We start from the raw sequence: 24,088 nt of genomic DNA, 5'->3' as shown, positions 1-24,088 counted from the left end.
TTGGGGGATGGATAACTGATGAAGAAGGCATGGATGGCCGCGGGGGCGGCAATTGCAATCATGACGGGTCTGCTGTCGGCGGGAACCGCTTCGGCGCTCGATTACCGCACCAACGACCGGGGGCAGGTGATCCTGCCCAAGGGCGCGGAAAACAAGCCGGTGGCCGACAAGTATAATCGCAAGGCCGTGCGCCTCGTGACCACCGAAAAGGCCGGCACGGTGATCGTCGATACCAACAACCGCTTCCTCTACTACGTCGAAGGCGGCAACAAGGCGACGCGTTACGGCATCGGCGTTGGCCGCGAAGGCTTCGGCTGGTCGGGTGTGACCCGCGTCGGCCGCAAGTCGGAATGGCCGGAATGGATTCCGCCGAAGGAAATGATCGCCCGCGAGCGCAAGCGCGGCCACATCCTGCCCGACCGTCAGGCCGGTGGCCCGGACAACCCGCTCGGTGCCCGCGCGCTCTATCTCTACAAGCCGAATGGCGGCGACACCGGTTTCCGCATTCACGGCACCAACCAGCCGTGGTCCATCGGCCAGAACCTGTCGTCCGGCTGCATCCGCATGATGAACAAGGATGTGGAGCACCTCTACAAGCGCGTGCCGGAAGGCTCCAAGGTCGTCGTCATCGGCCCTGGCAACAAGCAGGGCCAGGTGGTTCTCGAAGATCGCGGCACCGATTTCCTGCGCTCGCTGTTCGGCGGCTGAGGATGAGGGATTGTGACGGCAGCCACAGAAGGCTGCCGTCCGCTCCCCTCATCCCGCTGCCGCGACCTTCTTCCCGTCGGGGAGAAAAAGGAAGAGCGACCCCTCCCACTCCATTCCTGTCGGCAGAGGGCGCCGTTCAGCCCTCCCTCACCCTTTTACTTTCGTCCGCGCCGCCAGCAGTTTCTCCAGCTTCTCCGGCGTATCGCCGCCATAAGCCCAGTCGAGCAATTCGACAGTGTGGATGACCGGCAGCGCCGTGCCGGAACCGATCTGGGTGATGCAGCCGATATTGCCGGCGGCGACAAGATCGGCCTTGGTCGCCTCGATGTTCTTCACCTTGCGGGTCTTGAGTTTTTCGGAAATCTCGGATTGCAGCATGTTGTAGGTGCCGGCCGAACCGCAACAGAGATGGCCTTCCGCCGGATCGCGAACCGAAAAGCCGGCCTTTCTCAGAAGCGCCTTCGGCTGTACCGTCACCTTCTGCCCGTGCTGGAGCGAACAGGCGGAGTGATAGGCAACCGTCAGCCCGAGCGGCTGGCCTTCCGGCAGATCCAGTGTGGCGAGGTACTCCGTTACATCCTTCGCATGAGCCGAGACCCGCGCCGCCTTTTCGGCATAGGCGGGGTCGTTGCGCAGCATGTGACCGTAATCCTTGATCACCGTGCCGCAGCCGGACGTGGTGATAAGGATGGCGTCCAGATCACCGCTATCGATCTCGGCGGCCCAGACATCGACATTGCGGCGGGCGGAGGCAAGGGCAGCCTCTTCCTTGCCCATGTGATGCGTCAGCGCCCCGCAACAGCCTTCGCCTTCCGGCAGTGAAACCTCGATGCCGAAGCGCGTCAGGAGACGGATGGCCGCCGTGTTGATGCCGGGATCGAGGACCGGCTGGGCGCAGCCTGTCAGCATCACTACCCTGCCTCTCGGTGCATCGAGGGTCACATGGGTGCATGGCCGCGTGAACGGCGTCGGTTCATGCGCCTTTTCCGGAGCAAGCCTGAGCATGGCGGCAAAGGGTTTCAGCTTCGGCGACCGGTCGAGCAAACCGGCCAGCGGGCGTGCGAGATTGGCGAGCTTCAGCGCGGCGCGGAACCGTTTGGGATAAGGCAGGATGGCCGCCAGAAGAAGCCGCGTCAGCCGGTCCATCGGCGGGCGCTGATAGGTCTCCTCGACGTGGACGCGGGCGTGATCGATGAGGTGCATGTAATCGACGCCCGAGGGACAGGTGGTGGTGCAGGCCAGACAGGAGAGGCAGCGGTCGATATGCGTCACCACCTCCTTGTCGGCAGCGCGGCCATTTTCCAGCATGTCCTTGATGAGGTAGATGCGCCCGCGCGGGCTGTCCAGCTCATTGCCAAGCGTCACATAGGTGGGACAGGTGGCCGTGCAAAACCCGCAATGCACGCATTTGCGCAGGATCTTTTCCGCTTCGGCCACGCGGGGATCGGTGAGTTGTTGCGGGGAGAAATGGGTCTGCATCGGATCACCCCATCAGGCCGGGATTGAAAATGCCGTGTGGATCGAGACTGGCCTTGATCCGGGCGGAAAGGGCGGCAACGGCAGGGCTTTCCGGCTCGAAAGCCGGGATGGCCTTGCGCAGATGTTTCGGCGCGCGCACCAGCGTGGCGTGGCCGCCGCCGAGTTGCTTTATGGCGCGGCGCAGGAAATCGGCTTCCGGATCGGCCTCCATCTGCAGCCAGATCAACCCGCCCTGCCAGTCGTAGAAGGCATCGACACCAGTGTGAAGGCGAAGCGCATTCATGAGCTGATGGCCGGCGGTAGGTGCGACGGAGACACGCCAGAGCGGCTTGGCACGGGCGCTCGCATAGGGCGTGGCATCGCGGATTTCCCGCCACAGGACATGGCTTTCCGGTTCACCCAGCCAGTGGATGGGCCCGAAGGCGGACAACGCGGCCGTGAGCTTTTCCGTGCGTGCGGCCACCGAATGCGGCAGTCCCTCCAGCCGAAAGACCGTCGCCGCCCCTTCCGGCAACGCGCCGGAGAGGAAGCGCCCCACCACGGTGAACGGCAGATGGGCAGCGCCGGACACCTCGACCGGCAACGACATGGCGGTTGCCATGGCCGCCGTGGCGTGGGCATCGTCCAGGCCGGCAATCACGACGGTTTCGGTGGCACGCGGCACGGGCAGCACACGGAAGGTGACTTCGGTGATGAAGCCGAGCGTGCCGCGCGAACCGGCCAGAAGCTTGACCAGATCAAGCCCCGTGACGTTCTTCATCACCCGCCCGCCGGCCTTGACCACATCGCCCAGACCGTTGACGAAGGTGATGCCAAGCAGGCTGTCGCGGGCAGCACCCGCCGTCAGCCGCCGAGGACCGGAAACATTGGCCGCAAAGACGCCGCCGATGGTGGGTTCGCCCGTGGTTCCCAGAACCGGGCGGTGATCCATCGGCTCGAAGGCGAGCATCTGACCATTGGCGGCAAGCACCGCCTCGACCTCGGACAGCGGCGTGCCGGCCTGTGCAGTCATGACCATTTCCGCGGGATTATACGCGGTGATACCGGTGAGCCCCGTGGTGGAAATCGCGGTTTCGGCAACGCTGTGATCGGCGCGGGTGCCGCCACCCTGCGGCGCGATCGACATGCCGGCCTCGGCGGCCGAGCGGATGATCGCCACCACTTCCTTGAGGTTTGCGGGAAAGCGCTGGCTCGTCATGCGTCACGTCCTTCCAGCGGGAAGACCTTGGAGGGATTGAGCAGCCATTGCGCATCGAAAGCGGCGCGCACCGCCATCTGTTGACGCAGGTCGACCTCGGTATATTGATGGCGCATCAGGTCGCGCTTTTCGATACCGACCCCATGTTCGCCGGTAAGACAGCCGCCCGCATCGACGCAGAGCCGCAGAATATCCATGCCCGCCGCTTCCGCCTTCGCGGCATCTTGCGGGTCGTTGGCATTATAGAGGATCAGCGGGTGCATGTTGCCATCGCCGGCGTGGAAAACGTTGGCGACGCGCAGGCCGTAGCTGTCGATGATCTCCGCCGTACGCTTCAGGACGTAGGGCAGTTGGGAGAGAGGCACAGTGCCATCCATGCAGATGTAGTCGGCGACGCGGCCCGTGGCGCCGAAGGCGGATTTGCGGCCTTTCCAGATCGCCGCCGCTTCCATGGCAGACTGGCATTCGCGCACCACCTTCACGCCATGCCGGCGGGCAATCTCGACAATGCTTTTCAGCATGGCGTCCATATCGTCTTCCGAACCCTCGACTTCGACGATCAGAAGGGCCGCGACATCCAGCGGATAGCCGGCCTGGGCGAAGGCCTCGCAAATGTCGATGGCCGGCTTGTCCATGAACTCGATGGCAACCGGCACGATGCCTGAGCCGATAATATCGGCCACGCAGGCGCCCGCCTCTTCCGAGGTGTCGAAACCGAACAGCACGGGCCGCGCACCCTCCGGCTTGGCAATGAGGCGCACCGTCGCTTCCGTCACGATGCCGAGCTGGCCCTCCGACCCGCATATGAGGCCGAGAAGATCGAGCCCCGGCGCATCCAGCGCCTTGCCGCCGACATCAATCACCGTGCCATCGACCAGCACCATCCTGACGCCCAGCAGGTTGTTGGTGGTGACGCCGTATTTCAGACAGTGCGCGCCGCCGGAGTTCATGCCGATATTACCGCCGATGGTGCAGGCAAGCTGCGAGGACGGATCGGGTGCGTAGAAATAGCCCTCGGGACCGGCCGCATCGGAAATGGCAAGATTGGTGACACCCGCCTCCACCGTTGCCGTTCGGTTGGCGTAGTCGAGATCCAGTATGCGCGACATGGCGGAAAGACAGAGCACAACCGCATCTTCCTGCGGAATGGCGCCCCCCGAAAGCGAGGTGCCCGCGCCACGCGGCACCACGGGCACGCCGTAGCGATGGCAGTATTTCATCACCGCCGCGACCTCGGCCGTGTTGCGCGGCAAAACCACGGCGAGCGGCAGGCGACGATAGGAAATGAAGCCGTCCGTTTCGAACGGCACCAGCCGGCGCGGTTCGTGAATAAGTGCATCGGGCGGCAGGAAATCCGCGAGATCTTCGATGATCGTCTTGCGGCGCTCGATGACATCGGCGCGCGGCTCCAGAAACTCAATCGCTCCACTCATGACGAATTCCTCCTCGATGCTTTTCCTACCCGTTTTCGCGGCCCATAACAAATGCTAAGCACTTGTGACAGAAAAGGAAAGAATGGGCGGTTTTGTTTCCAGGACAGCCCTCTCGGGAAGCGTGAAATGACCAATCTCGGCGATCTGGAAGTCTTCGTGCGCGTGGCGGCCTGCAATTCCATGTCGACGGCGGGACGAGCGCTCGGCCTTTCCCCCGCCGTGGTCTCCAAACGCATCAAGCGGCTGGAGGACCGGCTGGGAACGCGGCTTTTGCAGCGCACGACGCGGCAGATCGCACTGACGGAAGCCGGACAGGGCTTCTTCAACCGGGTGCAGTCCATTCTCTCCGGCATCGAGGAGGCAGAGGCCTTCGTTTCCGGCCGTTCGGCCAAGGTGCAGGGCACGCTGAAGATTTCCGCACCGACCTCCTTCGGGCGCATGCATGTCGCGCCGCATCTCAACGCCTTCATGGAAGCCCATCCCGATCTCATCGTGCAGCTTGAGCTTTCCGATGACTTGATCGACATTGTCGGCGGCGGTTACGACTTGGCCATCCGCATTGCCGATCTCTCGGATTCCTCGCTGGTGGCGCGCAGGCTGGCGCCGGTACGCCGCATTCTCTGCGCCTCGGCGGATTACATTGCCCGGCATGGCATGCCGGTGACGCTGGAGGACCTCAGGCACCATGTCTGCCTGCCGGCCCATAACCACGATAGCTGGCGGCTGGTTGGCCCCGGCGGCCCGGTCATGCTGAAGCCACAGGGGCGGCTCGTCACCAATTCCAGCGAAGTGATCCGCGAGGCGGTGATCGCCGGCCTCGGCATTGCGCTGCGTTCCACCTGGGATATTGGCGAGGAGCTGAAATCCGGCCAGATCCTTCAGGTTCTGCCAGGTTACGAAAGCGGGCGCGGCGTTTCACTCTCTGCCGTTTATCCAAGCCGCGAGTTTCTGCCGGCGAAGGTGCGCCTCTTTATCGATTATCTCGCCGCGCTTTATGGTCCGACACCCTATTGGGACCAGTAAACTGCCAGTCAGGCTTACAGCTTCGCGTCACACCCCCCATATAAAGTGTGTGCTTAGCCGAAGGGCGCACTTGCACGCCGGATAAGGCTGCGGCACGATTCAATCTCTTGATTTGCGGATATGAGTGCCGCGAAAGGATGGCCACGACTTGACCTTGCTCGAACGGATCGCTTCCAACGTGAAACTGATGGTGCAGCGCCCGCCGCGCCAGCAGTATGGCGCGATCTGTTACCGGATGACGACAAGCGGCGTGCCGGAAGTGCTTTTGCTGACGAGCCGCGACACCGGGCGCTGGGTCATTCCCAAGGGGTGGCCGATGGCATCGAAACCCTCCCACGAGGTCGCAGCCCAGGAGGCTTTCGAGGAAGCCGGCGTGCGCGGCACCGCAAATGCGGAACCGGCGGGTTCCTATCTCTACACCAAGGTGCTGGACAACGGCCTGCGCATTCCCTGCCGGGTACAGGTGCATGCGCTGAAGGTGGAGGAAATGCTGGACGACTTCCCGGAGAAGGACTGTCGTCATCTGGAATGGGTTTCCTTCGACGAAGCGGCGAAGCGTGTGCGGGAATCGGAGCTGAAATCCCTGCTGCGCCGCTTTCCGGCCTGGCTGGCGGCAAAGTCCAAAACGGCCTGACTTTCGTCGCACCGGCCATTCTTCCGTTGCAATGCAAATGGCATCGTGGCACTCGACCGGATTGCGCGTTTCCGTTTCGCCCATGTCACGAAATCGCGCCATCAATAGACTCACGCAGGGCTAGCGTGACAGGAAGCGCATGGAACAGACAACGCGGCCGGCCGGCAAGCCGACCCTCGACAAGGATCTCGACCGGGTGACGCTGAACGAACAGGCGGCGCACCATGTCACGCGCGCGCTCGTTGCCCCCGGCATCGGCCTTCTCTTTCTTGTCGTCGCCATGCTGATTGCCGGTTTCACCGTGTTCCACGAGCCGGGTTCGCTCGTCATCATCGCCGCTTCGGCGATTGCCGCCTACATGGCCATGAACATCGGCGCCAATGATGTGACCAACAATGTCGGCCCCGCCGTCGGCGCCAAGGCGCTGACCATGGGGGCTGCCCTGTTGATGGCCGCCTTTTTCGAAACCGCCGGTGCTTTACTTGCCGGCGGCGACGTGGTGACGACCATTTCCGACGGCATTGTTTCCCCCGAAGTGCTGACAAACGGGCCAATGCTGATCCGCGTCATGCTGGCCGCGCTTTTATCAGCCGCCTTTTTCGTGAACATCGCCACCTGGGCCAATGCGCCGGTTTCAACCACACACACGGTGGTCGGTGGCGTGCTGGGCGCCGGTATCGCGGCGGCGGGCTTCGATGCGGTGAACTGGACCTCCATGGCGGAGATTACTGCGACCTGGGCGGTTTCACCGCTTCTCGGCGGCGCCATCGCCGCCGGCATTCTCTACATGGTCAAGGAAACGATCATCTACCGCGAGGACAAGATCGCCGCCGCGCGGATCTGGGTTCCGGTGCTGATCGGCGTGATGATGGCGGCCTTTTCCACCTATCTCGCCTTTATCGGCCTCAACAAGCTGACCACGCTGTCGCTCGGCATGGCGACGCTCGTCGGGCTTCTTGCCGGCGTCCTTGCCTGGCTCGCGGCCATTCCCTTCATTCGCCGGCAGTCCGAAGGGCTGGAAAACCGCAACCAGTCGCTGCGCAAGCTGTTTCGTCTGCCGCTGATCTTCACCGCCGCCATCCTCTCCTTCGGCCATGGGGCCAACGACGTGTCCAATGCGGTGGGGCCGCTTTCGGCCATCGTGGAGGCAACGCGCGCCGCCAATGTCGGCGACCTCGTAACCATCCCGTTCTGGGTAATGCTGATCGGCGGCATGGGCATTTCCGTCGGCCTGCTGCTGTTCGGGCCGCGCCTCATCCACCTCGTCGGCGAGCAGATCACCAAGCTGAACCCGATGCGGGCCTTCTGCGTGTCGCTCTCCACCGGCCTGACCGTGAACCTCGCCTCCTGGCTCGGCCTGCCGGTTTCCACCACGCATATCGCTGTCGGCTCAGTGTTCGGCGTCGGCTTCTTTCGCGAATGGTATACCCGCAATTCCGCCCGCCGCCTCGCCTATATGCAAGAGAAATCCGGCAAGAAAGCCAAGGCGAAGGCAGGAGAGAGCAATCCCGACGAGATGCGCCGCCGTTTTCTGGTGCGTCGTTCGCATCTGATGACGATCATCGCCGCCTGGATGATCACGGTTCCGGCTTCAGCGATCATTTCGGCGGCCCTTTACGGGCTGATGTCACTGTTTTTTTGAGGAACCGCCATGCGCGCCAATTTCCGCCTGCAACGGCTTCACATCGAAGATGCGCTTCATGCCGGCGCGGCGGTCGCCGCCAATGCCGACCAGTTCAACTACCTCGCCAATGTGCTGCGGCTGGAAGACGGCGCCGAAATCCTGCTGTTCAACGGCCGTGATGGCGAATGGCGGGCAACGCTCTCCTTCCCGACCCGCAAGAAGATCGTGCTGATTGCCGCCGAGCAGACGCGGGCACAGACGCCGATGCCCGACCTGCACTATCTCTTCGCGCCGCTGAAGACCGGGCGCATGGATTATATGGTGCAGAAGGCCGTGGAAATGGGCGCTGGCGTGATGCAGCCGGTCATGACCCAGCATGTGCAGGGCAAGATCACCAGCATGGAACGGTTGCGCGCCAATGTCATCGAGGCGGCGGAACAATGCGGCGTCATTTCCGTGCCTGTGCTGGAAGCTCCGGTGAGGCTTCGCGACCTTCTCGACCGCTGGGATGCCTCGCGGCGTATTCTCTTTTGCGACGAAGGCGAGGCGACGAACAATCCCCTGCCCGTGTTGCAGGCGCTGAAGGGCACGCCGGTGGCGCTGCTCATCGGCCCCGAAGGCGGCTTTTCCGAAGAGGAACGGCTCTGGCTGCGTGGGCTTTCCTTCGTCACCGCCATTCCGCTCGGAACGCGTATTCTCAGAGCCGATACCGCCGCCGTTGCCGCCATGGCGCTGGTGCAGGCGGCCTGCGGCGATTGGAATTGACCCCACAGCCATAGAAATTTTTTCGCGCGCATTGCCGGTTGGCAAGGCAATCCCCACCTGTTCGTCGGCGGGGCTGGGAGATTGTTTTTTTGAACGATCTCCAAAAGAAATTCACTTGCCTCTGAACAATTTCCAGTCCAATCACTCCAACGAACACAAAATAGACCAGACAAGGCAGGTTTCATGGCCCGCGATACGACCGACGATACGCCGCTCTCCGCGCATTCCGAGCTGACTGCCTATATGGAATCCGGCTGCAAGCCAAAGGAGCGGTTCCGTCTGGGGACCGAGCATGAAAAATTCGCCTTCTACACCGACGGCAACCGGCCTGTCCCCTATGAGGGGGGCATCGAGGCGCTGCTTAACGGCATGCGCGACCGGTTGGGCTGGGAACCGATCGAAGATAACGGCAAGATCATCGGGCTCGCGGAAGCGACGGGCATGGGTGCCATTTCCATCGAGCCCGGCGGCCAGTTCGAGCTTTCCGGCGCGCCGCTTGCCAACCTCTTCGAAACCGCGGGGGAAGCGAAGGCCCATCTCGATGCGCTCCACGCCGTTGCGGAGCCGCTCGGCATTCGCTTCCTCGGCATTGGCGGCAGCCCGAAATGGACCTTCGATGAAACGCCGCGCATGCCGAAATCGCGCTATGACATCATGACGGCCTATATGCCGAAGGTCGGCAGCCATGGGCTGGACATGATGTATCGTAGCGCCACCATTCAGGTGAACCTCGACTATTCCAGCGAAGAAGACATGGCGCGCAAGATGCGCGTTTCCATGAAGCTGCAGGCCATTGCCACCGCGCTGTTTGCCGCCTCGCCGTTTACCGATGGCAAACCGAACGGCTACCAGTCCTGGCGCGGCGAAATCTGGCGCGATACCGACAATGCCCGTGCCGGCTGCCTGCCCTTCGTCTTCAGGCCGGATTTCGGCTTTACCGACTATGCGGAATGGGCGCTCGACGTGCCCATGTATTTCGTCATTCGCGACGGCCGTTACATCAATTGCACGGACATCACCTTCCGCCAGTTCCTGAACGGCGCGATGAAGGGCCGCATCGATGCCTGGCAGCCGACGCAGGGCGACTGGACCAACCATCTTTCCACGCTCTTCCCCGATGTGCGGCTGAAGAAGTTCCTGGAAATGCGCGGCGCCGATAACGGTCCGCTGTCGCACATTGTCGCCCTGCCCGCCTTCTGGGTCGGCCTTCTCTATGACGATGGCGCGCTGGCCGATGCCGAGGCGCTGACGGCCAACTGGACCTTTGCGGATGTGGTCGCGCTGCGCGACGCCGTGCCGACCCAGGGTCTTGCCGCGGCTATCGCCGGTCATTCGGCGCTCGATATCGCCCGCGAAGCCGTCGCCATTGCCAGCAAGGGCCTCAAGGCACGCGGCATTCGCAACAAGGCCGGCGATGACGAAAGCCTCTTCCTCGCCCCGCTCGACACCATTCTTGCGCGCAGGTCGACGCTGGCCGAAGACATGCTGGCGGCTTTCCATGGCGAATGGAACGGCTCGGTGGAACCGGTGTTCAGCGCCTACCAGTATTGATGTTTGAGAGGGCTTCGACCCCGGCCCTTACGGCCGCGGTACGACGCCCGTCATGTAGAGCGAACCGGTGACCAGCACCCATTGGCCACTGAGCGCCGCCGTTTCCAGCGCCTGCGCATAAGCCTTGAGCGGGTCGGCAATCACCGTGCAGCTCAAGCCCACCTTTGCCGCGATATCGGCCAGTTCCTGCGGGTCGCGCGAACGATCCGTGGCGTGGGTAAAGATGGCGGTGGCGCCCTCCTTGGCCAGAAGGCCGAGCAGGCCCTCCGCATCCTTGTCGCGGGCAATCGAGACGACCGCAAGACACGCGCCGGTGTGATCCGGCGTCAGGCGGAGGTCAGCCAGCACGGCGGCAAGGTTGAAGGGTACATGGGCGCCATCGAGCACGACATGCACCGTACGGGCCTTGTCGCCCTTCCCCACCTCCACATCGAAAAATTCCATGCGGCCCGGCAGGCGGGCGGCCTCCAGCGTGGCGCGATCCAGCAGCCAGGCGCCAAGCGGCTTGCCGGCGGCGGCACCGCCCTTGGCGCGCACGCCGCGTTCGCCGAGCGCCTCCAGCGCTGCCCCCACAATGCGGGCATTGCGTTCGGAAATCGTCGTGATATCCGGCAGCACCGGCACGATCAACGCCGCACCCAGTTCATCGGCACGGGCTGCGATCACCGCACCCGCTTCATCCGAAGCCGGCAGCGGCGTGATGGCGATGCGGGCGGGCTTGATGATGCCGGCCTTCTCAAAGGCGATCTTGGCGCGCGTCTTGCCCAGAACTTCCGTATGTTCCAGCTCGATATTGGTGATGATGGCAACATCGCTCGGCACGACGCTGGTGGAATCAAGCCGCCCGCCAAGGCCGGTTTCGACCACGGCCCACTCCACCCCGGCATCGCGAAACAGCACGAAGGCGGCGATGGTCAACACATCAAACCAGGTGGCGTGGGCGGCGGCGGTGTTATCGGCACGGGCGGCTTTCAGCGCCTCCATGGCCCGCAGGAGAGCGGAGGCCATCAGCGGTTCGGCGGCGGGGTGCCCGTCCAGTGTCATGCGCTCGCCGAAATATTCCACATGCGGCGAGGAATAGCGCCCCACCCTGAACCCGGCGCGACAGAGGGCGGCCTCCAGCAACGCGCAGGTGGAGCTTTTGCCCTTGGTACCGGCAACATGGATGGAACGGAAGCTGCGTTCGGGATGCCCGAGCCGGGCGGCGAGATCGTGAATAGGATCAAGCCCGACCCGCATGCCATCGCGCGGGCGGCTTTCCCAGTTGGTCAGGCCGTCAAGCTCGGCCAGAACGTCGATCAATTGCTGGTCGCGGACATCCCGCATGGTCGGCACCTTCGTTCCAATTTCGATCGGTGCCCAGGCGCGCGGCAATGCAAGGCGCAGCGCTTCCCGATGGTTGCCCATCTATGGAGCCGTTCCGGACGCAAAATCGTATCACACGTTTGCTGGAATGCTCTCGTCGCCAGTCACGCAGCGGCGACGGTATAGCGCCCCGCCCGGATGGACGCAAGCGGGCATAAAAAGACCCGGCGACGGGGGTCGACGCCGGGTAAAGGCGGAGCGCATTGGCGATCGCTCCGCGGGGAAAATCGGGAGATCAGTAATGCGTTTTCGCAAAACGTCGCCAGGCGCGGGCACGCACGCTGCGCGCCAGATCCGGCGTCGGATCCTCAAACCTGCCGGTAACGGCAAAGGCCCTCTGCACATCAGACCGCGTCAGGCCGATATCGTCCAGCATGTGGTCGTCAAGTTCACGCAGGCCGCCGGCGTCGGAACGGTTCAGGAGGGCGCGCACAAAGCCGGAAACAGAGGCGCGCACGGCGGAAAAGGGCGTTGCGAAAGAGCGGGCCCTCGGCGCAGACGTGAGGCTGTGGCCGGCGGCGGCGTTGAAACTGATCTCCTTGATGCTGGACATGGGGGTCTTCCCGTTGGGTTCCGTGTTCGGGCGATACCCGTCTGGCTTCGCCTCGTGACGGCAAAATGCTGAAAAGCTATTGATCAGTCCAGCGAATGTTTTTAATGTGTATCATCAACCTTTCTTATGGATACTCCCCATGTCCGCGCCGCTCGACATCGACCAGCTTCACACCTTCATCGCCATTGCCGATACGGGCAGCTTCACCCGGGCGGCGGACCGCATTTTCAAGACCCAATCGGCCGTCTCGATGCAGATGCGGCGGCTGGAAGAACGGATCGGCAAGCAGCTTTTCACCAAGGACGGACGCGGCAACCGGCTGACCGCCGAGGGCGAAAAGCTGCTGAACTATGCGCGACGCATTATCCGCCTCAACAACGAGGCCATCGCCGCCTTCGACGACAACCGTCTGGAGGGCACACTCCGGATCGGCACGCCGGACGATTACGCCGACCGCTACATGCCGGAAATCATTGGCCGCTTTGCCAAGACACACCCCAATGTCGAGCTTTACATCGTCTGTGAACCGTCAACGAGCCTGACGGAAAAGATGCAGAAGGGCGAACTCGACATTGCGCTGGTGACGCATAATCCGCGCGAGCGCCAATCGGATGTGGTGCGCACTGAGCCGCTGTGCTGGGTCGCTTCCGCCAACCACCCGCTGCGCGACAATGCGCCGGTGCCGCTGGCCGTGGGCCGGCGCGACTGCTGCTGGCGCCAGCTCGCCTGTTCGGCGCTCGATGCCGATGGACGCGACTACCAGATCCTGTTCACGAGCTGGTCGTCCACCGTCGTGACCGCCGCCGTTCTGGCTGGCATGGCGGTGTCGGTCCTGCCGGAATCGGCACTCAGGCCGGGTATGAAGGTGCTGACCTCGGCCGATGGCTTCCCGCCCCTGCCGCCGGTGCAGATCGGTCTTATGAAGCGTCCGGGCCTTTCGGTTTCCCTGATGAGCGCCATTACCGACCACATTGCCGCCTGTCTGGATAATATTTCCATCGCCTCGGCCTCCTCCGTGCCGGACGATCTGGATGGCGATGTCAGGAGCTTTGCACCACGCCCGCCACGCCACCGCCCCGGCCACCTCATGCCCGGCTGGTGAGCCAGGCCAGCGCCGCCATCATTTCCCCTTGCGCTTTCCGGCGCAGGCGATAAGTCTTGCCTATCATGCTGACCATTCGACAGATGCGCTATTTCGATGCGCTGGCCACGACCCGCCATTTTGGCCGGGCGGCGGAACTCGCCAATGTAACCCAGCCGGCCCTTTCCACGCAGATCATGGAAATGGAGAACCATCTGGGCGTAAAGCTGGTGGAACGCGCCCGCGGCGCGACGCTTCTGACCGCCCGCGGCGAGGAGGTTCTGGCACAGGTCCGCGCCATTCTCGCGCAGATCGATACGCTGGAACAATCCGCACAGCAAAGCCAGGGACTACTGGACGGCAAGGTCCGGATCGGCATCATCCCCACCGTCGCGCCCTATCTCGTGCCGCATCTGGTGCCCTATCTGCGAGGCACCTATCCCGATGTGCAGATCGAATTGCGGGAAGCCGTGACCGATCACCTGATTGCAGATCTTGGCGAAGGGCGGCTCGATGCTGTCGTCGCAGCGCTGCCCATCGAAGCGGCCTTCCTGCGTTCACGCCCGCTCCTGACCGACCGGTTCTTCATGGCGATGGCGGAGAACGACCGCGACGTGATCCTCTCGCCGCTGACGGAGGCCGAGGTCGATCCCGAACGGCTGCTTCTGCTGGAGGAAGGCCATTGCCTGCGCGATCAGGCGCTTGGTGTGTGCGGTGTGGCGGAAAAGCGCAGCCTCGTGAATATCGGCGCGACCTCTATGACCACGCTTTTGCAGATGGTGGCCTATGATATGGGCATGACGTTGATCCCGGAAATGGCGATTCCGACCGAAGCCGCCCGCAACCGGTTGACCATCGTTCCCTTCAGGGACCCCGCCCCTTCGCGACAGATCGCACTGTTCTGGCGGGCAAGCGACGCGCGGCTTTCGGGAATGGGGGCGCTGGCTGAGGCGATCATGGCCTGCGCGCCGAGAGTGGACGCATAATCGCCTGCCTTGCGGGCATCGCCGGAAGAGTGGAACCTGCCCGATGGCCGGAGGGGGCGCTTTCCGCGCCCCATCCATTGTTCAAAGCTTACGCGGCGAGATCCACGACGATACGTCCGTCGATCTTGCCCTCTTCCATGCGGTGGAAGATCGCGTTGATGTTTTCCAGCTTGTCCCAAGAGAAGTGGGCAGCCACCTTGCCCTCACCGGCGAAGGTCAGCGCTTCCTCCAGATCCTGCCGCGTGCCGACGATGGAGCCGCGCACCGTGATGCGCTTCAACACGGTTTCGAACACCGGGATGGAAACGAAGCCCGGCGGCAGGCCGACCAGCGCCATCGTGCCCTTGGAGCGCAGGAAGCCATAGGCCTGTTCCATCGCCTTGGGCGAAACGGCGGTGACGAGCGCGCCATGGGTGCCGCCGGTGGCCTTCTGCACCTGGGCGATGGCATCGGCATCACGACCATTGACGGTGATATCGGCGCCGAGCTTCTTTGCCAATTCCAGCTTGTCGTCGAAGATATCGGCGGCGACGACATGCATGCCCATGGCCTTGGCATATTGCACGGCCATGTGGCCGAGGCCGCCAATACCGGAAATGACCACCCATTCGCCGGGACGCACTTCCGTTTCCTTCAGCCCCTTGTAGACCGTCACCCCGGCGCACAGAACCGGAGCCGCGGGGCCGAATTCGAGATTATCCGGCAGGCGGCCGACGAACTTCGGATCAGCAAGGCCGTATTCCGCAAAGGAACCGTTGACGGAGTAACCGGCGTTCTTCTGGCTCGGGCACAGGGTTTCCCAGCCGGTGCGGCAGGGAATGCAGCAGCCGCAGGCGGTGTAGAGCCAAGGCGTGCCGGCGCGGTCGCCTTCCTTGATGCCGGTGACACCGGCACCGATCTTCGCGACATAGCCCACGCCCTCATGGCCGGGAATGAAGGGCGGATTGGGCTTTACCGGCCAATCGCCGGTGGCGGCGTGCAGGTCGGTGTGGCATACGCCGGTGGCCTTGTAGTTGATGAGAATTTCACCCGGACCCGGATCCGGGATCGGAACTTCCTCGATGGTCAGCGGCTGGCCGAAGGCCCGCACGACAGCGGCTTTCATTGTCTTTGCCATGGGTCGTCTCCCGTTTGTCTTTCCGTTTGGCGGTGCGTTTCGTCGCCATGACGAAACAACCGCGCATAGAAAAACAGGCCGGAACGGCGCATCCAAGGATCTGGATCAAACACACGCAAATTGTGAAGCCGACCTGTATCGGAAACGCGACAGGGCGCCCATAAACATGACTTATTTAGTAAAGTTATTACGTTACGTCTTCGGTTGCAGTTTGCGCAGCACCGTGAAGCGCAGCACGAAGATCGCCGACAGCGACAGGCCGATGAACTTGAACGCTGTCAGCCAGGGCGACAGGTCGAGCATCCAGACCGGCGGCTCCGGCTGGTCGAGCATGCCGAAGAAAACGGCGTTCTCGGCATAGTCGGCCAGCACATAGGTCAGCGGCTGGACCAGAACGATGGCCTTCATCGGGCCGCCGACCGGGTGGTTGAACATCTGCGCACCATTCGAAACGCGCAGGAGCAGCAGAAACAGGAAGACGGCGAGAACGAGCGGGAGATAAAGCTCCGGCCCGGTCAGCATGTTGTGAAACAGGGCGGTGGCATCCGGTTGCCCGGCCAGCGCGCGGAAGAATGCCGCGACGCTTTCACGGGCGTGATCACCGATCGCGAGATCAGGCAACGCCACATTCGGCAGAAGCGCCGAAAGCGGCTGACGAAACCCGACATAGGTCCAGCCGAACAGGGCGGCGGAGGCCGCCCCGGTCAGCAGGATAATGCGATCGACCGGATGCAGCGCCATGGTCAGGCAGCGCCCGGATAGTTCGGGCTTTCGCGGGTGATCGTCACGTCATGGGCGTGGCTTTCGCGCAGGCCGGCACCGGAAATGCGGACGAAGGTCGCGCGTTCCTGGAATTCCGGGATCGTCGCACCGCCGACATAACCCATGGCGGCGCGCAGGCCACCGGCGAGCTGGTGCAGCACGCCGGAAACCGGGCCCTTGTAAGGCACCTGGCCTTCGACGCCTTCGGGAACGAGCTTGAGGGTATCGCGTACTTCCGCCTGGAAGTAGCGATCCGCCGAGCCGCGCGCCATGGCGCCGACCGAGCCCATGCCGCGATAGGCCTTGAAGGAACGGCCCTGATAGAGGAACACCTCGCCCGGGCTTTCGTCCGTACCGGCGAGCAGCGAACCGATCATCACAGCGGAGGCGCCGGCAGCGATCGCCTTGGCCAGATCACCCGAGAACTTGATGCCGCCATCGGCGATGACCGGAATGCCGGCTTCGTTGGCGGCTTCGACGGCCGCCATGATGGCCGCAAGCTGGGGAACGCCGACGCCGGCGACGATGCGCGTGGTGCAGATGGAACCCGGACCAATACCGACCTTGACGGCATCGGCGCCGGCATCGATCAGCGCCTTGGTGCCTTCGGCGGTGGCGACATTGCCGGCGATGATGCGAACGGAGTTCGACATCTTCTTGACGTGGGCGACGGCATCGAGCACGCGCTGCGAATGGCCGTGGGCCGTATCGACCACGAGAATGTCCACGCCGGCGTCGATCAGGCGTTCGGCGCGGTCAATGGCGTCTGCCCCCACCGAAATGGCGGCGGCGGCGCGCAGGCGGCCCTGAATATCCTTCGTCGCATTCGGGTTGAGCTGCGACTTCTCCATGTCCTTGACGGTGACGAGGCCAACGCAATGGCCGTCCGTATCCACCACCAGCAGCTTTTCGATACGATGCTTGTGAAGCAGGCGACGGGCTTCGGTCTGCTCGACGTTCTCCTTGACCGTGACGAGGTTCTCGCGGGTCATGAGTTCGTAGACCTTCTGGTCCGGATCGGAGGCAAAGCGCACGTCACGGTTCGTCAGGATACCCACCAGACGACCGGTCTTGTGACCGCCGGAGCCGCCGTTCTCGACCACCGGAATGCCGGAAATGCCGTGCGCCTTCATCAACGACAGCGCGTCGGACAGCTTGGCATCCGGGCCGATCGTGACCGGGTTCACCACCATGCCGCTTTCGAATTTCTTCACCTGACGCACTTCCTCGGCCTGCTCGGAAGGGGTGAGGTTACGGTGGATGACGCCGATGCCGCCGGCCTGGGCCATGGCAATCGCCAGACGGCTTTCGGTCACAGTATCCATGGCGGACGAGATGATCGGCAGATTGAGGTCGATGTCGCGGGCGATGCGCGTTGCGACGTTCACCTGACCCGGCATGACTTCCGAATGGCCGGGCTGGAGAAGAACATCGTCGAAGGTCAGCGCTTCGGCGCCGGTTGCGGTTTGCAGGATGCGAGCCATGCCAAGTTCCTTCAGTTAAAAGAAGGCCATGCCGGCGGAGGGGGACCGGAGGCTGGTCTTCGGAAATGGGAAGTTGGCGAGGGCTGGTACCACGGTTTTCACGGTATGGGAACAGCCGGACCGGGCAAAAACGCCCTGTCCGGCATAATTTCACAGCTCCGTCACGTTTGGTTCCTCAATTACGGGCGACGCAACGCTGGAAGGCCGGCAGGTGATTGTTGTCAGAGGCCGCACTCAGCCGCTCGAAAACCGTCGCGATATCGGCATGGCCGGTCACGGCGGGTAGAAGCTCCTTCCGGTAGAGATCGCGATTGGCAATCTCGGCCGCAACGCCCATGCGACAGGCCTCGCCAAGCGTCGCCGGCACGGCGGCCTTCATTTCGGCAGAACCGATCTGCCGGTTTTTCGGGACATTCAGGTCATAGGTCTTCATGGCATCGGCGAGCATGGACGCATGCCGGCGCTCGGCTTCGATAATATTGACGAAGGGGCGGACCTCACCGAACTTCGCCATCACGGCATCATAAAAGGCTTCGGCATGGTACTCATCCTCCAGCGCGCGCTGGAGCGCCGCCTCGGCCGGCTTTTCAAGGGCGCCGGCGACAGCGCTCAAAGGCAGCGCCACAGGGACGACCGCAAGGATCAGGGCGGAAATGGTTTTGTTCATGGCGTGTCTCCTGATGGGGCTTACAGGGAGACACTAACATCACATATTATTTTCACTATGTGATTCAGATCAATATTACCAATTTCTAATCCGCATTAACGTCCTGTAATATAATAAATATAACCATTTCACTCAGGTTGCGTGCCCTCTCTTGAGGCACCCTCTCCTCATCGGGAGAGGGTGTAGTCACATCTTTCTTCAGACGTCGAACTGATAGGACTTCGGCACGAAGCGGTAACCGGCCTCGTGCTTTTCCACATAGCCCACCGAGGGGAAGGGCATGTGATAGCCAAGGAAGGCGAGCCGGTCGGTGGCGATCATGTCGAACACCTTCCTGCGTGTTGCGGCAGCGGCGGCCTTGTCCATATCGAAGCGCACTTCCCAGTCCGGCCTTTGCAGCGACAGCACGTAGTGGTTCGCCGTGTCCGCCGTCAGGATCAGTTTTCGGCCTTCGGATTCAAGCCCGTAGATCATGTGGCCCGGTGAGTGGCCGAAGGCGGCCATGGCGCTGATACCGGGCACGACTTCACCGCCATCGGAGAGGAAGGTGAACTTTTCCGCAAATGGCTTTACCTTGGCGAGAACGCCCTGTTGTCCACCCTCGGCCGGCGTGCCGGCACGGGCCGGATCGACCCAGAAGTCATATTCCACCTGACCGGTGACGTAGCGGGCTTTCGGGAAGGTCGGCTGGCCCTTTTCCGTCATGCCGCCGATATGATCGCCATGCATGTGGGTGAGAACGACCACGGTCACGTCATCAGGCGTGTAGCCGGCAGCGGCCAGACCGTCGAGCAAACGCCCGCCGCCCCATTCCCGCCCGGCCTCGCCGAGCCCGGTATCGAACAGGACCACTTCCGATCCGGCCTTCACGAGCACGGGGGCAAAGCTGTTTGCAAAGACATTCGGCGGCAGGAAATTATCGGTCAGCAGCCGGGCGACATCCTCCGGCTTCTGGTTGATGCCGAAGGTTTCGTTCGGCTGACCAGACGGCCGCGCACCATCCTTGATGACCGTGACCTCGAAGGTCCCGACATTGAAGCGGTGAATTTCAGGGGGCAAGGCCGCTTTCGTCATCGTTTCCGTCTTGCTCTCCTGGGCGGTGGCGCGGCTTGCGCCAAACACCGCGGGTGCAGCCAGCGCCGCCGCACCGGCACCGAGCAGCAGGCGTCTGTTGAAAATCACTTCGTTCGACATAATGTCCTCCTTTGCCGTGATCTCCAACATAGGATGGGACTGTGACAAGGAAAGTCGCCTCACGCAGACTTGAAGTCGGCGTGGGAGGAGCTATTTCATGAATGCGTGATTGGCTCGGACCAAATCTCGGTTTACAGACAATCGCAAACGCTATCGCCGCACGTCCGCCAAGGCCCCATGAACCGCATCGTTCCACTCATCCTCGCCGTCGCGCTCTTCATGGAGCAGATGGATTCCACCGTGATCGCCACGGCGCTCCCGGCCATCGCCGCCGATCTCGGCGTTGGTCCGATTACGCTGAAGCTGGCCGTGACCGCCTATCTCGTGGCGCTGGCAATCTTCATTCCGGTCAGCGGCTGGATGGCCGACCGCTTTGGCGCCAAGCGGGTGTTCCGCCTTGCCATCATCGTCTTCATTCTCGGCTCCATCGCCTGCGCCTTTTCAGGCAACCTGCTGCAATTCGTCTTTTCCCGCTTTTTCCAGGGCATGGGCGGCGCCATGATGATGCCGGTCGGCCGTCTCGTTTTGTTGCGAACCACCAAGCGCAGCGATCTGGTGTCGGCCATGGCCCTGCTCACCATTCCAGGCCTCGTCGGCCCATTGACCGGGCCACCCATCGGCGGCTTCATCACCACCTATTTTTCCTGGCACTGGATCTTCCTGATCAACGTGCCCTTCGGTGTCGTCGGTTACATCCTCTCCGGCATCTACCTGCCGGATGTCGAGGCGGATGCACCGCCGCCGCTGGATGTGCGCGGCTTCCTGCTTTCAGCCACCGCCGCCGGCGGTATCATCTTCGGTCTGTCCGTGATGAGCCTGCCGGCGCTTCCCCCCATCATCGGCGTCGTGACCACGCTCATCGGCGCGGGGGCCTGCCTTGCCTATGTCGCGCATGCCCGGCGCACGCCCTCGCCCATCCTGTCCCTGTCGATTTTCTCCAACCGGACGTTTCGCACGGCAATCGTTTCCGGCACCCTGTTTCGGATCGCCAGCGGCGCCATTCCCTTTCTCATGCCGCTGATGCTGCAACTCGGCTTCGGTCTGTCACCGTTCCAATCAGGCATGATCACGTTCGTCGGCGCCATCGGCGCAATCACCACCAAGTTCATCGCCCGGCGCGTGCTGGCCTTCGCCGGCTTCCGCACGGTGTTGATCTGCTCCGCCATCGTCACCACGATCGTTACCGCGGCCAACGGCTTCATGACGCCTGAAACGCCCTATGCGGTGATCTTCTTCTTCCTGCTGATGGCGGGGTTCATGCGCTCGTTCTTCTTCACAGCCACTAATACGCTTTCCTACTCCGACATCGAAGATGCGCAGGCAAGCCAGGCGACATCCATCGCGTCGGTCGCACAGCAGATCAGCCTTGCGCTCGGTGTTGCCACCGCCGCATCCATTCTGGAGATCAGGTCCCTGTTTTCAGGGTCGCATCTGGCACTCGGCGATTTTCATGTCGCCTTCTTCGTGGTTGCCGCGCTTTCGCTGGCCTCGCTGCCGCCGCTTTTCGGCCTGCCGAAAAACGCGGGCGCTTCCGTTTCCGGACACCGGGCAAAAGCAGAGATCGAAGCCTGATGGTCCGGGAAGCCCCGCTCAGGCCTCGTCGTCCTCTTCCACTTCATCGACTGCAGCCGCTGCTTCATCGGCAACGTGCTTCTGGCCCTTGAACCCCTTGGCAAGCAGGAACATTTCCACGGATTCGGCACGCGATGAGCCCGGCTTGATGTGAATGACCTGCCTGAAATTCTGTTTGAGCAGGTTCAGGAGATCACGCTCCGTACCGCCCTGGAAGGTCTTGGCGAGGAAGTGACCGCCTTCGGCCAGAACCGAAACGGCGAAATGGGCGGCAACCTCGCACAGGTGCATGGTGCGCAGGTGGTCGGTCTTCTGGTGGCCGGTGGTGGGAGCGGCCATATCCGAAATCACCAGATCCGGCGTGCCACGCAGAGCGTCCATAATGGCGCGCGGAGCATTGTCATCCAGAAAGTCCATCTGCAGGAGGGTCACGCCCGGAATGGGCGCAACTTCGAGAAAGTCGATACCGACGACGCGAATATCCTCTTCCGTCGAATTCGTGACCTTGGCGGCGATCTGCGACCAGCTTCCGGGTGCGGCCCCCAGATCGATGATGCGGCGCGCGCCCTTCAGGATGCCGTGCTTCTCATCGATTTCCAGCAGCTTGAACGCGGCGCGGGCGCGGTAACCCTCAAGCTTCGCGCGCTGCACATAGGGATCGTTGATGTGGCGTTCGATCCAGCGTCGCGACGACGCCTTCAGCTTGCCCTTCTTGACCTTCTGGCCGATCTTGCGGCCGGTGCGATTGCTGCCGCTCGGTGTCTTGACCATGGCTTCACCCGTCTTTCTGCGTGTGTTTGCCGCGCCCGGACCGGCGCGGCCTCTGGCCCATGCGCCGCCAGACGCCGTCTTCCATCATCATGTCCGTCAAAAGCCCTTCGCGCAGGCCGCGATCGGCAACGCGCATGCGCTTCGACGGCCAGCGGCGGCGAATGGCCTCCAGAATGGCGCATCCCGCCAGAACCAGATCGGCGCGATCAGGCCCGATGCAGGGATTGGCGGCCCGGCCGTCGAAATCCCAGGACAGGAGCTTGGCCTGCATGGCCGAGACTTCCGCATCCGAAAGCCACAATCCATCCACCCGCCGGCGATCATAACGCGGCAGACCGAGATGGACGCCAGCAAGCGTCGTGACCGTGCCCGACGTGCCGATCAGGTGGAAGTCATCGGGAATGCCGCCGTTTTCCGCGCCCGGCACCGGCGGGCAATCGAAGCGCGCCAGCATGCCATCCACTTCCGACACCATGGCATCGAACACGGTCGGCGTCACGTCGCGGCCACCGTGGCGCTCAGACAGCGTAACGACGCCGACGGGCAGCGAGGTCCAGTGGGTGATGTGATTGGCAAGACGCCCACCCGCCCGGTGGCGACCGAGGCGAATCATGGCAATTTCCGAGGACCCGCCGCCGATATCGAACAGGACGACCGAGCGGGCTTCCGCCTCCACCAGCGACGAGCAGCCCGAAACCGCCAGCCGTGCCTCCGTCTCGCGGTCGATGATCTCGAGATCGAGCCCGGTTTCTTCCGTCACGCGCGCCAGGAATTCCTCGCCATTCGCAGCCGCGCGGCAGGCTTCCGTCGCAATCAGCCGCATGCGGCGAATGCGGCGGGCCTGTAGCTTGGCGGCGCAGACACGCAAGGCCTCGACAGCCCGGTCCATCGCATCCACCGAGAGACGACCACTGCCGCCCAGGCCTTCGCCAAGCCGCACGATGCGCGAGAAGGCATCGATAACGCGGAACTGGCCGGGACGTGTGGGCTGCGCCACCAGAAGGCGGCAATTATTGGTGCCGAGATCAAGCGCGGCGTAAAGATCGTTATGACCGGCAGACGCAGTTGCAGGGGCAGCGCCCCCCTCCCTTTGCGGCGCACGGCGCGGCTCGGCGTGGCGCTGTGTGTTCACACGCTCGCCGCCCTCCGCCGTACGGTTTTCCGCATGGGTGACCGCACCCGCAGAACGGTTGCCACCCGCGCCGAGCGGCCTGCCCTGAGGACCCCGTTTCTGGTGATGGTTGCGATGCTTGTGGCGAGCCTTGCCGCTCTGCGGCGCTGGATTTGCGCCCGTCCGGCTGCCCGAGGGCTCAATTGCAGCCCCCTGTCCCTGCACCACAGCAGGTGCGTTCTGGCCCGCAGATTTCGACCGGCGGCGACGCTTTCGCTTCTTGTGAGACAATTCGCCCGCGCCCGCCAAAACGGGGTGCGCAGGCGGACCGGCGGTCGAATCCGGTCCGGCATCGACAGGCTTGGCTGCGCCGCGGTTGCCACCGCCACGTCTACCCTTGCGGCGCCGAGGGGATTTCACCTCCGAGCGCCCAACCGCCGACACCCCGTCTTCGGACGGCCGATGGCCGTTTTCGGGGTCTTTCACGTCAATGTCCTATACGCCGCGCAAGGCCTTGAAGGCGTGCTGCTGGCATTAAATGCTACGTTGCCCTGAACATACCAGTGGCCGCGCTATTCTCCAAACTGTTTTTGGGACCGCCGCCGCGACCTCAATCTGTGCATTTTTTTCGAAAACCCAATTGCATTCGCCGGTGATTTGTTTATAAGCCCGCTCATCGGACGGCAACGCCCGCCCCTGCTGGGGAATAGTTCAATGGTAGAACGACGGACTCTGACTCCGTTAATCTTGGTTCGAATCCAGGTTCCCCAGCCAATTCTCCCTTAAAGCACTTAATTCCTTGATTTTCCAGTCGTGCCGGATATCGTTTTGGCATCATTGGCGACCTGATGCCCAGAGGTGATGCCCACGCGAAACAGACGCGATGGACATCTCGGGGACAAGACAGGGCATTCGTGTTGATTGCCACTGAGAACTGACCCGGCGTTTCCACCGAGAATTGACCCGCGTGTTAGGTATGTTTCGGGTCTGCGGTCGTGGTCAAGTTCCTC

Annotated in this window: 21 protein-coding genes, 1 tRNA gene and 1 riboswitch; of the genes, 10 read left to right on the top strand and 12 right to left on the bottom strand. The window is 62.9% G+C overall.

Annotation, left to right across the window (positions count from 1 at the left end):
* The first annotated feature begins 18 nt into the window (after positions 1-18).
* Entirely contained in the window at positions 19-708 is a 690-nt protein-coding gene (locus GGQ66_RS13925) for a L,D-transpeptidase (protein WP_183793332.1), read from the top strand.
* Between the two features lie 147 nt (positions 709-855).
* Here the strand turns inward: GGQ66_RS13925 and glcF are convergent, their stop codons facing one another.
* From glcF to GGQ66_RS13910, 3 genes are read right to left on the bottom strand one after another with little or no spacing between them, the layout of a single operon-like run.
* Positions 856-2,187 (bottom strand): glycolate oxidase subunit GlcF, encoded by a 1,332-nt coding sequence (gene glcF, locus GGQ66_RS13920; protein WP_183793331.1) that lies wholly within the window; start codon positions 2,185-2,187, stop codon positions 856-858.
* Between the two features lie 4 nt (positions 2,188-2,191).
* Complete coding sequence (locus GGQ66_RS13915; protein ID WP_183793330.1) at positions 2,192-3,385, bottom strand: FAD-binding protein; 1,194 nt, start codon at positions 3,383-3,385, stop codon at positions 2,192-2,194.
* Positions 3,382-4,818, bottom strand: a complete 1,437-nt coding sequence (locus GGQ66_RS13910; protein ID WP_183793329.1) for an FAD-linked oxidase C-terminal domain-containing protein — start codon at positions 4,816-4,818, stop codon at positions 3,382-3,384. The genes GGQ66_RS13915 and GGQ66_RS13910 overlap by 4 nt, the downstream gene beginning before the upstream one ends.
* A 126-nt stretch (positions 4,819-4,944) precedes the next feature.
* Between GGQ66_RS13910 and GGQ66_RS13905 the strand changes: the two genes are divergently transcribed.
* The 5 genes from GGQ66_RS13905 (at position 4,945) to GGQ66_RS13885 (ending at position 10,415) form a co-directional block, all read left to right on the top strand.
* Entirely contained in the window at positions 4,945-5,841 is an 897-nt protein-coding gene (locus GGQ66_RS13905) for a LysR family transcriptional regulator (RefSeq protein ID WP_183793328.1), read from the top strand.
* Positions 5,842-5,989: 148 nt separating this feature from the next.
* Positions 5,990-6,475 carry an NUDIX hydrolase gene (locus GGQ66_RS13900; protein WP_183793327.1) on the top strand — a complete coding sequence of 162 codons (486 nt, stop codon included), beginning with the start codon at positions 5,990-5,992 and terminating at the stop codon, positions 6,473-6,475.
* A gap of 139 nt (positions 6,476-6,614) precedes the next feature.
* Positions 6,615-8,117 (top strand): inorganic phosphate transporter, encoded by a 1,503-nt coding sequence (locus tag GGQ66_RS13895; protein ID WP_183793326.1) that lies wholly within the window; start codon positions 6,615-6,617, stop codon positions 8,115-8,117.
* 9 nt (positions 8,118-8,126) lie between these two features.
* On the top strand, positions 8,127-8,864 hold the full coding sequence (locus GGQ66_RS13890) for a 16S rRNA (uracil(1498)-N(3))-methyltransferase (protein ID WP_183793325.1): 738 nt from the start codon (positions 8,127-8,129) through the stop codon (positions 8,862-8,864).
* Between the two features lie 183 nt (positions 8,865-9,047).
* On the top strand, positions 9,048-10,415 hold the full coding sequence (locus GGQ66_RS13885) for a glutamate--cysteine ligase (protein ID WP_183793324.1): 1,368 nt from the start codon (positions 9,048-9,050) through the stop codon (positions 10,413-10,415).
* 27 nt (positions 10,416-10,442) lie between these two features.
* On the opposite strand, the gene GGQ66_RS13880 is transcribed toward GGQ66_RS13885, so the two are convergent.
* Positions 10,443-11,741: a bifunctional folylpolyglutamate synthase/dihydrofolate synthase gene (locus GGQ66_RS13880; RefSeq protein ID WP_272872534.1), complete on the bottom strand. Its 1,299-nt coding sequence runs from the start codon at positions 11,739-11,741 to the stop codon at positions 10,443-10,445.
* A 24-nt stretch (positions 11,742-11,765) separates the two neighbouring features.
* Positions 11,766-11,898, bottom strand: a riboswitch (ZMP/ZTP riboswitch).
* A 117-nt stretch (positions 11,899-12,015) separates the two neighbouring features.
* Positions 12,016-12,333 (bottom strand): DUF1127 domain-containing protein, encoded by a 318-nt coding sequence (locus GGQ66_RS13875; protein WP_183793323.1) that lies wholly within the window; start codon positions 12,331-12,333, stop codon positions 12,016-12,018.
* A gap of 139 nt (positions 12,334-12,472) precedes the next feature.
* Between GGQ66_RS13875 and GGQ66_RS13870 the strand changes: the two genes are divergently transcribed.
* The gene (locus tag GGQ66_RS13870; protein WP_183793322.1) at positions 12,473-13,435 is read left to right on the top strand and encodes a LysR substrate-binding domain-containing protein; all 963 of its coding nucleotides are present in this window, start codon (positions 12,473-12,475) and stop codon (positions 13,433-13,435) included.
* A 65-nt stretch (positions 13,436-13,500) separates the two neighbouring features.
* Positions 13,501-14,400 carry a hydrogen peroxide-inducible genes activator gene (locus GGQ66_RS13865; protein WP_183793472.1) on the top strand — a complete coding sequence of 300 codons (900 nt, stop codon included), beginning with the start codon at positions 13,501-13,503 and terminating at the stop codon, positions 14,398-14,400.
* Between the two features lie 88 nt (positions 14,401-14,488).
* Here GGQ66_RS13865 and adhP read toward each other — a convergent pair whose 3' ends face one another.
* The 5 genes from adhP to GGQ66_RS13840 all read right to left on the bottom strand — a co-directional run bounded on the left by adhP (position 14,489) and on the right by GGQ66_RS13840 (position 19,624).
* Entirely contained in the window at positions 14,489-15,517 is a 1,029-nt protein-coding gene (adhP, locus tag GGQ66_RS13860) for an alcohol dehydrogenase AdhP (protein ID WP_183793321.1), read from the bottom strand.
* A gap of 192 nt (positions 15,518-15,709) precedes the next feature.
* A complete protein-coding gene (locus GGQ66_RS13855) occupies positions 15,710-16,258 on the bottom strand; it encodes a hypothetical protein (RefSeq protein ID WP_183793320.1) in 549 nt (182 codons plus the stop codon).
* Positions 16,259-16,260: 2 nt separating this feature from the next.
* A complete protein-coding gene (gene guaB, locus GGQ66_RS13850; protein ID WP_183793319.1) occupies positions 16,261-17,763 on the bottom strand; it encodes an IMP dehydrogenase in 1,503 nt (500 codons plus the stop codon).
* Between the two features lie 175 nt (positions 17,764-17,938).
* Positions 17,939-18,430 carry a ferritin-like domain-containing protein gene (locus GGQ66_RS13845; RefSeq protein ID WP_183793318.1) on the bottom strand — a complete coding sequence of 164 codons (492 nt, stop codon included), beginning with the start codon at positions 18,428-18,430 and terminating at the stop codon, positions 17,939-17,941.
* 198 nt (positions 18,431-18,628) lie between these two features.
* Positions 18,629-19,624: an MBL fold metallo-hydrolase gene (locus GGQ66_RS13840; RefSeq protein ID WP_183793317.1), complete on the bottom strand. Its 996-nt coding sequence runs from the start codon at positions 19,622-19,624 to the stop codon at positions 18,629-18,631.
* Between the two features lie 177 nt (positions 19,625-19,801).
* Here GGQ66_RS13840 and GGQ66_RS13835 point away from each other — a divergent pair, with 177 nt between their 5' ends.
* Positions 19,802-21,196, top strand: a complete 1,395-nt coding sequence (locus tag GGQ66_RS13835; RefSeq protein WP_183793316.1) for an MFS transporter — start codon at positions 19,802-19,804, stop codon at positions 21,194-21,196.
* A gap of 18 nt (positions 21,197-21,214) precedes the next feature.
* Here the strand turns inward: GGQ66_RS13835 and GGQ66_RS13830 are convergent, their stop codons facing one another.
* Both GGQ66_RS13830 and GGQ66_RS13825 read right to left on the bottom strand, forming a co-directional pair.
* Positions 21,215-21,967: an RlmE family RNA methyltransferase gene (locus GGQ66_RS13830; protein WP_183793315.1), complete on the bottom strand. Its 753-nt coding sequence runs from the start codon at positions 21,965-21,967 to the stop codon at positions 21,215-21,217.
* Positions 21,968-21,971: 4 nt separating this feature from the next.
* Positions 21,972-23,564, bottom strand: a complete 1,593-nt coding sequence (locus GGQ66_RS13825) for a Ppx/GppA phosphatase family protein (RefSeq protein ID WP_183793314.1) — start codon at positions 23,562-23,564, stop codon at positions 21,972-21,974.
* Positions 23,565-23,778: 214 nt separating this feature from the next.
* On the opposite strand from GGQ66_RS13825, the gene GGQ66_RS13820 reads away from it, so the two are divergent.
* A tRNA-Gln gene (locus GGQ66_RS13820) sits at positions 23,779-23,852 on the top strand.
* Positions 23,853-24,088: the final 236 nt, after the last annotated feature.

Source organism: Allorhizobium borbori, assembly GCF_014196535.1.
In the GTDB taxonomy this organism is placed as follows: Bacteria; Pseudomonadota; Alphaproteobacteria; order Rhizobiales; family Rhizobiaceae; genus Ectorhizobium; species Ectorhizobium borbori.
Note: the sequence above shows the minus strand (reverse complement) of the source record. Positions and strands in the feature narration are given on the sequence as shown.

Excerpts from the sequence above, each read along its gene's own strand:
- GGQ66_RS13925 (WP_183793332.1), top strand. The coding sequence starts at position 19 with ATGAAGAAGGCATGGATGGCCGCGGGGGCGGCAATTGCAATCATGACG.
- glcF (WP_183793331.1), bottom strand. The coding sequence starts at position 2,187 with ATGCAGACCCATTTCTCCCCGCAACAACTCACCGATCCCCGCGTGGCC.
- GGQ66_RS13915 (WP_183793330.1), bottom strand. The coding sequence starts at position 3,385 with ATGACGAGCCAGCGCTTTCCCGCAAACCTCAAGGAAGTGGTGGCGATC.
- GGQ66_RS13910 (WP_183793329.1), bottom strand. The coding sequence starts at position 4,818 with ATGAGTGGAGCGATTGAGTTTCTGGAGCCGCGCGCCGATGTCATCGAG.
- GGQ66_RS13905 (WP_183793328.1), top strand. The coding sequence starts at position 4,945 with ATGACCAATCTCGGCGATCTGGAAGTCTTCGTGCGCGTGGCGGCCTGC.
- GGQ66_RS13895 (WP_183793326.1), top strand. The coding sequence starts at position 6,615 with ATGGAACAGACAACGCGGCCGGCCGGCAAGCCGACCCTCGACAAGGAT.
- GGQ66_RS13890 (WP_183793325.1), top strand. The coding sequence starts at position 8,127 with ATGCGCGCCAATTTCCGCCTGCAACGGCTTCACATCGAAGATGCGCTT.
- GGQ66_RS13885 (WP_183793324.1), top strand. The coding sequence starts at position 9,048 with ATGGCCCGCGATACGACCGACGATACGCCGCTCTCCGCGCATTCCGAG.
- GGQ66_RS13880 (WP_272872534.1), bottom strand. The coding sequence starts at position 11,741 with ATGCGGGATGTCCGCGACCAGCAATTGATCGACGTTCTGGCCGAGCTT.
- GGQ66_RS13875 (WP_183793323.1), bottom strand. The coding sequence starts at position 12,333 with ATGTCCAGCATCAAGGAGATCAGTTTCAACGCCGCCGCCGGCCACAGC.
- GGQ66_RS13870 (WP_183793322.1), top strand. The coding sequence starts at position 12,473 with ATGTCCGCGCCGCTCGACATCGACCAGCTTCACACCTTCATCGCCATT.
- GGQ66_RS13865 (WP_183793472.1), top strand. The coding sequence starts at position 13,501 with ATGCTGACCATTCGACAGATGCGCTATTTCGATGCGCTGGCCACGACC.
- adhP (WP_183793321.1), bottom strand. The coding sequence starts at position 15,517 with ATGGCAAAGACAATGAAAGCCGCTGTCGTGCGGGCCTTCGGCCAGCCG.
- GGQ66_RS13855 (WP_183793320.1), bottom strand. The coding sequence starts at position 16,258 with ATGGCGCTGCATCCGGTCGATCGCATTATCCTGCTGACCGGGGCGGCC.
- guaB (WP_183793319.1), bottom strand. The coding sequence starts at position 17,763 with ATGGCTCGCATCCTGCAAACCGCAACCGGCGCCGAAGCGCTGACCTTC.
- GGQ66_RS13845 (WP_183793318.1), bottom strand. The coding sequence starts at position 18,430 with ATGAACAAAACCATTTCCGCCCTGATCCTTGCGGTCGTCCCTGTGGCG.
- GGQ66_RS13840 (WP_183793317.1), bottom strand. The coding sequence starts at position 19,624 with ATGTCGAACGAAGTGATTTTCAACAGACGCCTGCTGCTCGGTGCCGGT.
- GGQ66_RS13835 (WP_183793316.1), top strand. The coding sequence starts at position 19,802 with ATGAACCGCATCGTTCCACTCATCCTCGCCGTCGCGCTCTTCATGGAG.
- GGQ66_RS13830 (WP_183793315.1), bottom strand. The coding sequence starts at position 21,967 with ATGGTCAAGACACCGAGCGGCAGCAATCGCACCGGCCGCAAGATCGGC.